Source organism: Gilliamella sp. App6-5 (genome assembly GCF_001690525.1).
In the GTDB taxonomy this organism is placed as follows: Bacteria; Pseudomonadota; Gammaproteobacteria; order Enterobacterales; family Orbaceae; genus Gilliamella; species Gilliamella apicola_H.
Genome location: NZ_LZGT01000014.1, coordinates 82,730 through 88,902, shown reverse-complemented (window position 1 = coordinate 88,902; position 6,173 = coordinate 82,730). Strand labels below are relative to the sequence as shown.

The 6,173-nt window shown below is 31.8% G+C and carries 4 protein-coding genes, 2 tRNA genes and 1 pseudogene; 3 read left to right on the top strand and 4 right to left on the bottom strand.

Going from position 1 to position 6,173, the window contains the following annotated elements; all coding sequences use genetic code 11:
• Positions 1-583 precede the first annotated feature (583 nt).
• Positions 584-1,567: an AEC family transporter gene (locus A9G24_RS02175; protein WP_065637570.1), complete on the top strand. Its 984-nt coding sequence runs from the start codon at positions 584-586 to the stop codon at positions 1,565-1,567.
• Positions 1,568-1,876: 309 nt separating this feature from the next.
• Here A9G24_RS02175 and A9G24_RS02170 read toward each other — a convergent pair whose 3' ends face one another.
• On the bottom strand, positions 1,877-2,848 hold the full coding sequence (locus A9G24_RS02170) for a helix-turn-helix transcriptional regulator (RefSeq protein ID WP_065637569.1): 972 nt from the start codon (positions 2,846-2,848) through the stop codon (positions 1,877-1,879).
• Between the two features lie 127 nt (positions 2,849-2,975).
• On the opposite strand from A9G24_RS02170, the gene A9G24_RS02165 reads away from it, so the two are divergent.
• On the top strand, positions 2,976-3,356 hold the full coding sequence (locus A9G24_RS02165; protein ID WP_065637568.1) for a VOC family protein: 381 nt from the start codon (positions 2,976-2,978) through the stop codon (positions 3,354-3,356).
• Positions 3,357-3,469: 113 nt separating this feature from the next.
• Positions 3,470-4,551: pseudogene (locus tag A9G24_RS02155) on the top strand (IS3 family transposase).
• Positions 4,552-5,102: 551 nt separating this feature from the next.
• Here A9G24_RS02155 and A9G24_RS02150 read toward each other — a convergent pair.
• The 3 genes from A9G24_RS02150 to pgsA form a co-directional block, all read right to left on the bottom strand.
• Positions 5,103-5,178, bottom strand: a tRNA-Gly gene (locus A9G24_RS02150).
• Between the two features lie 12 nt (positions 5,179-5,190).
• A tRNA-Leu gene (locus A9G24_RS02145) sits at positions 5,191-5,278 on the bottom strand.
• Positions 5,279-5,513: 235 nt separating this feature from the next.
• A complete protein-coding gene (gene pgsA, locus A9G24_RS02140) occupies positions 5,514-6,068 on the bottom strand; it encodes a CDP-diacylglycerol--glycerol-3-phosphate 3-phosphatidyltransferase (RefSeq protein WP_065637566.1) in 555 nt (184 codons plus the stop codon).
• Positions 6,069-6,173: the final 105 nt, after the last annotated feature.

Below are 6,173 nucleotides of genomic sequence, written 5' to 3'. Positions count from 1 at the left end.
TTACTATTAACATGATTTTTAAGTAGTAAATTAAATATATAGATTAGTCAATTTATTATCTATATTGATGATGTTCTTATGACCGAAAAGATCGCATAAAAAAAATTACTATTTAGGTTAATTCGATCGCATATTGATTTTTACCATAATTTAACAATTTCTTATTTAGTTTAAATTATATTTGTTTTTTATAAATAAAATTTATGTTTATTGATTTTCATCAAAAAAAATTTTAATGTTTTTGGTGTTTTAAAGTTAGTTGGTCTTTCTTGATTTACACAAGGTTGAGAAGAATAAGTATAATACTTTCCAAGTTACGATATTTGACGTTTAAATATACCAAGAGTTGTTATATTAATAATGTCTTTATTTTAATACGCTAAAAACAAAATAGCGTTAAGTTATATCAAGTTTTAAACAAGGTGGAATGTAGTTTTGCAAATATAGTTTTGTAGTTAATAGTGTATATTCGATTTTGTTATCCCTTATTTTTGCTCGGTCATAAATAAAAAATCTAGTCCAAAGTTACCGACCCATTACCGAATTTGTATTTCAAGTAATATTATTTTAGGAGTTTTAAAAAATGAATTTAATCTGGTCAGCAGTTGGGCAAGTTGTTAGTTCTTGTCTTCCGGTTTTTTTGTTAATTTTTCTTGGTTGGTTATGTGTACAACAAGGAATTTTTTCAAAAGATTCTAAAAAATTATTATCAGGACTTGTATCAAACTTTGTTTTTCCTGCATTGCTTTTTGTGCATACGTCTCATGCCAAACCATCACAAATATTTAATGGTATTTGGATGATTGCCTTTTTTTGCACTATGTCATTTTTATGGATAATTTGCTTTTTAACCAATAAATACATTTTGCATAAAGAGTTAAAGTCAACAGCAATGAATGCAATGCTTTGCTGTTTTCCAAATATGGGTGGAATGGGGGTGCCTTTTTTAACGTTGATGCTTGGGGCAGCTTCTACCATTTCGGTCGCGATTGCTAATTTTGTTGTCGCATTATCATTGATCCCAATGACAATCTTTTTATTAGAACTCTGTGATACTAAATTATCTGGCGGTAAAGTCACCGGAGATATGATCTTTAGTGCGGTAAAAAATTCGCTCATGAAACCGATGTTTTTAGCCGTGATTTTAGGGCTGATTGTTAGTGTCACCGATGGAACCCAATGGTTACCTCATTTTGTATTTAACACTTTTGATATTATGTCAAATGCCTGTAACTTTATTTCGCTTATTGCGGTAGGTGTTGGTATTCATGGCGTTAAATTGAAATTATCTAAACCATTATTGATCAATATTGTATTGAAAAGTTTTATTACGCCAATTGTTGCACTTATTGCCGTATATTTATTTGGTATCACAGGGATGGAGGCTGAAGAGCTAGTATTCCTATTGGCAATGCCAACGGCATCAACAGCAGTTATTTTGGCTTATAATTGGAATGTTGAGCAAGAACAAGCATCAAGCATTTTCTTTGCATCAACGGTCCTATCTATCTTTATTTTACCAACTTTATTACTTATTATGGATTTCACCATTCCTGGTGTTGCTTAATAAATAAAAACTAGGTATTGATGCCCTCGTTTAGTTTTAAATGAGGGCATTTTATTACTTATTACACATTTCTTGTAAGCGACTTTCCCTTAATTGCAATACAACCTCAGAATAAACCTATCCTATTGTTATAACAAAATACTGCCTTATTTCTTATAAAAAATCGGTCAGAAAAGGCATTGATTTTATTGGTTTTTTTGTAATAGTGGGGGATGATTGTATAAAACACCAATGTTATCAACTGATTTTATTAGTAAAATCATAAATGAACACTTTAAGTACTATTGATAGCACTAAGAACATAGCAAATTATTTAAGATAATAATTTGAAAGAAATAAATTGTCGTTTTTTTTATAAGAGTTAATTAGCTTTTTCGTTCTTTCAATCATTTCTTTACGAACATATTCAGGCTCTAAACAAATACATTGATGCCCAAAACTCATCAAAATACCATAACTATAATCATCGTCAATAAATTTAAAATCCACAATATATTGTTTATCGTTTAATTTATGAAGATCTTGTTCATCGCAGTAATCTAAAATACGTTCTAAAATGGAGTTATCTATTAATAATTTAATTTTAAAGACTCTTTTTTCCATGTCTTTTTCGAATGAAGAAAGTGCATCAGGTGTGGTTTGTTTAATAAATTTGGTATTCGTGATTTTTATATTAGACATTTTAGACAGTTTAAATAGCCGAAAATCATTTCTACTTAAACAAAAAGCCTGCAAGTACCACTCTTTTTCTTTGAAAATGAGTTTATATGATTCAATTAGACGAGAATCTTGTTTATTTTTCAGTTTTATATACTCACAAGATAAACGCAATTGTTTATTTATTGCCTCCTTGATGATCGATATTTTATTATTAATATTCTGTTTAGAAAGCCAAGGCGATAAATCAACAGTTAGTTGGCTTAGATCATTTCTTACTTGATCGAGATCGTGTTTTGATAAAAGACTTTTGATCTTTTCTAGCGTTCTCACATTTTCATCTTCATTTAAAATTGGTGAGGATAATAAGTTCAGGCCTTTTAATAATACAATGACATTTTCTTTAGTGAATAAACCTTTACTAATTTTATAATTTTTTAAAATACTTATTCCACCCGCACTTCCTTGATACGTAATAATGGGTATACCAGCTCCCTCAATAACTTGTATATCTCGATAAATAGTCCGCAATGATACATTTAATTTTTCTGCTAATTCTTTACCGCTTATTTTTTCTCTTTGAAGCAATACCATGATGATAGTAATTATACGATTAATTTTCATGCTTTATGTTTACAAAATAATTTATATTAAATTTTAAATATGACATACAGTTGTCAGCAATGCTACATCATAATATAGATAACCAAAATTAAGTAAATTAAATTTTATCACCAAAAGGAAACAAAAAATGTTTAAACCTAATAGCGTTATTGTTTATGTCAAAGATGTCGATACTAGTACAGAATTTTACACAAAAATACTAGGACGCCCACCTGTTGAAACTTATCTTGGCTTCGCTGTATTTTTATTGAATGATAATTTTATTTTGGGGCTACAAGGGGCTGATGAAATAACTCCAAAGGCGCCCAATCATTATGGTGGTTTTGAGTTGTCATTTAGTGATGTAACAAAAAATGATGTAGATGAGATTTATTCGACATGGAAGAAACTAAACGTCAAAATTGAACTTGAACCCCAAATGCTCGATTTCGGATACACATTTGTAGGAAATGATCCCGATGGTCATCGTCTTCGGGTTTGTGCTACCGACACTTCAAAGTTTGAATAAAACATTATATTAAGAAATTAAAACAATGGGGCTTTTATTTGTAACTATCCCCTAAAATAGTACAGCATAAAAGTAGAAAATTCTTTATGATAAAAGTAAAGGGGGATTTAATTATGAAAAAAATGACTGAACATCAGATTGTATCTATTTTAAAAGAAGCTGAAGCCGGTATTCCTGTCAAGGAACTCTGCCGTAAATATGGCATGGCAAATTCAACTTTCTATAAATGGCGAGAAAAATACGGCGGAATGGAAACCTCTGATATTAAACGTTTAAAGGAGCTTGAGGCCGAAAACCGTAAACTTAAACAGATGTTTGCTGAGCTCAGTTTAAAATCCCAGCTTCAGGAAGAAATCATAAAAAAGCTTTAGTGCCAACTGGGGCACGTAAAACGTGGGCACAGCAACTACAACAAAATCATTCTATTACTATTGCTATGAGTTGTGCCATTGTTGGCTTAAGCCGTTGTGCTTACTATTATCAACCTAAGTTACTGGATGATTCGGTGATTGTTTCGGTGTTGAATGCTATCACAGACCGGCATTTACGCTGGGGCTTTCCCAAATGTTTTAATCGCATCAGAAAGCTCGGCTATAAATGGAATCATAAGCGTGTTTATCGGGTGTATTGTGAGTTAAAACTTAATATTAGAGCTAAACGTAAAAAACGTATCCCCCAACGAACACCAGAAAAGCTATTGGTTCCTAATAAACAAGGTGAATGTTGGTCAATGGATTTTATGAGTGATAGTAGCTGTAATCAACGTCGCTTTAGGACATTCAATGTCATCGATGACTTTAATCGTGAGGCGTTAGGTATTGATATTGCAGTAAGCTTACCGGCAGGGAGAGTTACCCGTTACTTAGATAAACTGGCTGAATATCATGGCTATCCATTAAAAATACGCGTCGATAATGGACCAGAATTTACAGGAAAAACCTTTATAAACTGGGCTAAATCACATGATATAGCCATTGATTATATCCAGCCCGGTAGCCCATATCAAAATGGCTATATTGAACGATTTAATCGCATCTATCGTACAGAAGTATTAGATTTATATCTATTTAATAATCTAGAACAAGTAAGAAAGATAACTGAAGAATGACTAACAGTGTATAACACCGAAAGACCACATGAAGCACTAAATAATATGACGCCGATTGAGTATAAAACACTAAAACAAGCAGCATGATTTTCTACTTGAATCTTGTACTAAGTTTGGGGTATTTACAAATCCACCTTTTGCAAAGGTAGCATAGGCTAAAGAGTTTCGCCAATAATAAGTAAAATATTGATAATTCCTATTCATAAATCATCTCTTTAATTACTTAATCATCTAATAGATGACTTAATTATTACCTTATAAATATAAATAATTTTTTAGAAATTCTATAACTTATTAATGGGAATAAAATCTTTTTTAGTAGGAATTAGTCTTGATAATCACGTTTATACACTTCAAGACTAGTTATTCAGGAAAAATTCTGTGGTTGCTATCGAAGTTTTTAATTTTCACATATTCATCGCCGTGCGGTTTTATAGTTTATACAGCAATCTTTATTATATTTATTCTGAGTTTTTCAGTAATGGGTAGCATCAGTATTTTATTTTGCGTTGTACTACAAGTATCATGGATACAGGTTATTTGACCAAGGACTTTTTACCGAGAAGAGGAGTATATTTACTCAGATAGCTTTCTATTTTATTATGAATGATACCTTACGGTTTAATATTAAATAAAATTGGAGCGGGAAACGAGGTTCGAACTCGCGACCCCGACCTTGGCAAGGTCGTGCTCTACCAACTGAGCTATTCCCGCATAGGTAAGAAGTGGTGCCCGGGGCGAGACTTGAACTCGCACGGCCAAAAAGGCCGAGGGATTTTAAATCCCTTGTGTCTACCGATTTCACCACCCGGGCCAAAACTGATTACTAGGAAGTAATTCGTTTTGAATGCAGTGCATTTTACCGATCTTATGATTTCAGTCAATAAAAATTTTAAATTAATCGTTTAATTGTTCAATATTTGACTGATTGACGGTTTAAATAAAGTTATTTTTAAATTGAAAGGGGATGAGTAATTTTGTTTATACGAACTTTTTGAACAAAACTACTCATATAAAAAAGATGTTTAGATGGAAATATTAACCCAAAGTTATTCTTCTTCTAATAAATCGCTATGTGCTATCCATAAATATTGTAACATTGATAATAGCGTTAATACTGTTGCAATAAACAATGCTGCAAGACCTGCGTAAATAACAATGTCACAAGGGCGCCAAAGTAGCCAAGTTAGCGCTGTCATTTGTGCTATCGTTTTGATTTTACCAATTGACGAAACGGCTACATTGTTGCGTTTGCCGATTTCAGCCATCCATTCACGTAAGGCCGATACTATAATTTCGCGCGAAATGATAATAATTGCTGGGACTGAGATCCACCATGCTTGGTAATATTGGGTAATTAAAACTAGTGCAATTGTTACCATGATTTTGTCGGCGACTGGATCTAAAAATGCACCAAATTTAGTTGTTTGACCTAAGCGACGAGCAAGATAACCATCTAATACATCAGTCACAGCAGCAATTAAAAAAATTAATGCAGAAAAAAAACCAGACCATTTATAGGGAAACAAATAAAATGCCAACACAAAAAAAGGGATTAAAATAACTCGAAATAGTGTTAAGGCTGTTGGAAAATTAATTTTCATGTGACATAAGCTCTTTTTTTATTTTATTAATCAATGCATTAGAGAGTGATAAAAAAACGTCTTTTCTTAATGGTTATGTTGCCTGAAATATGTTATTTTTTCAAT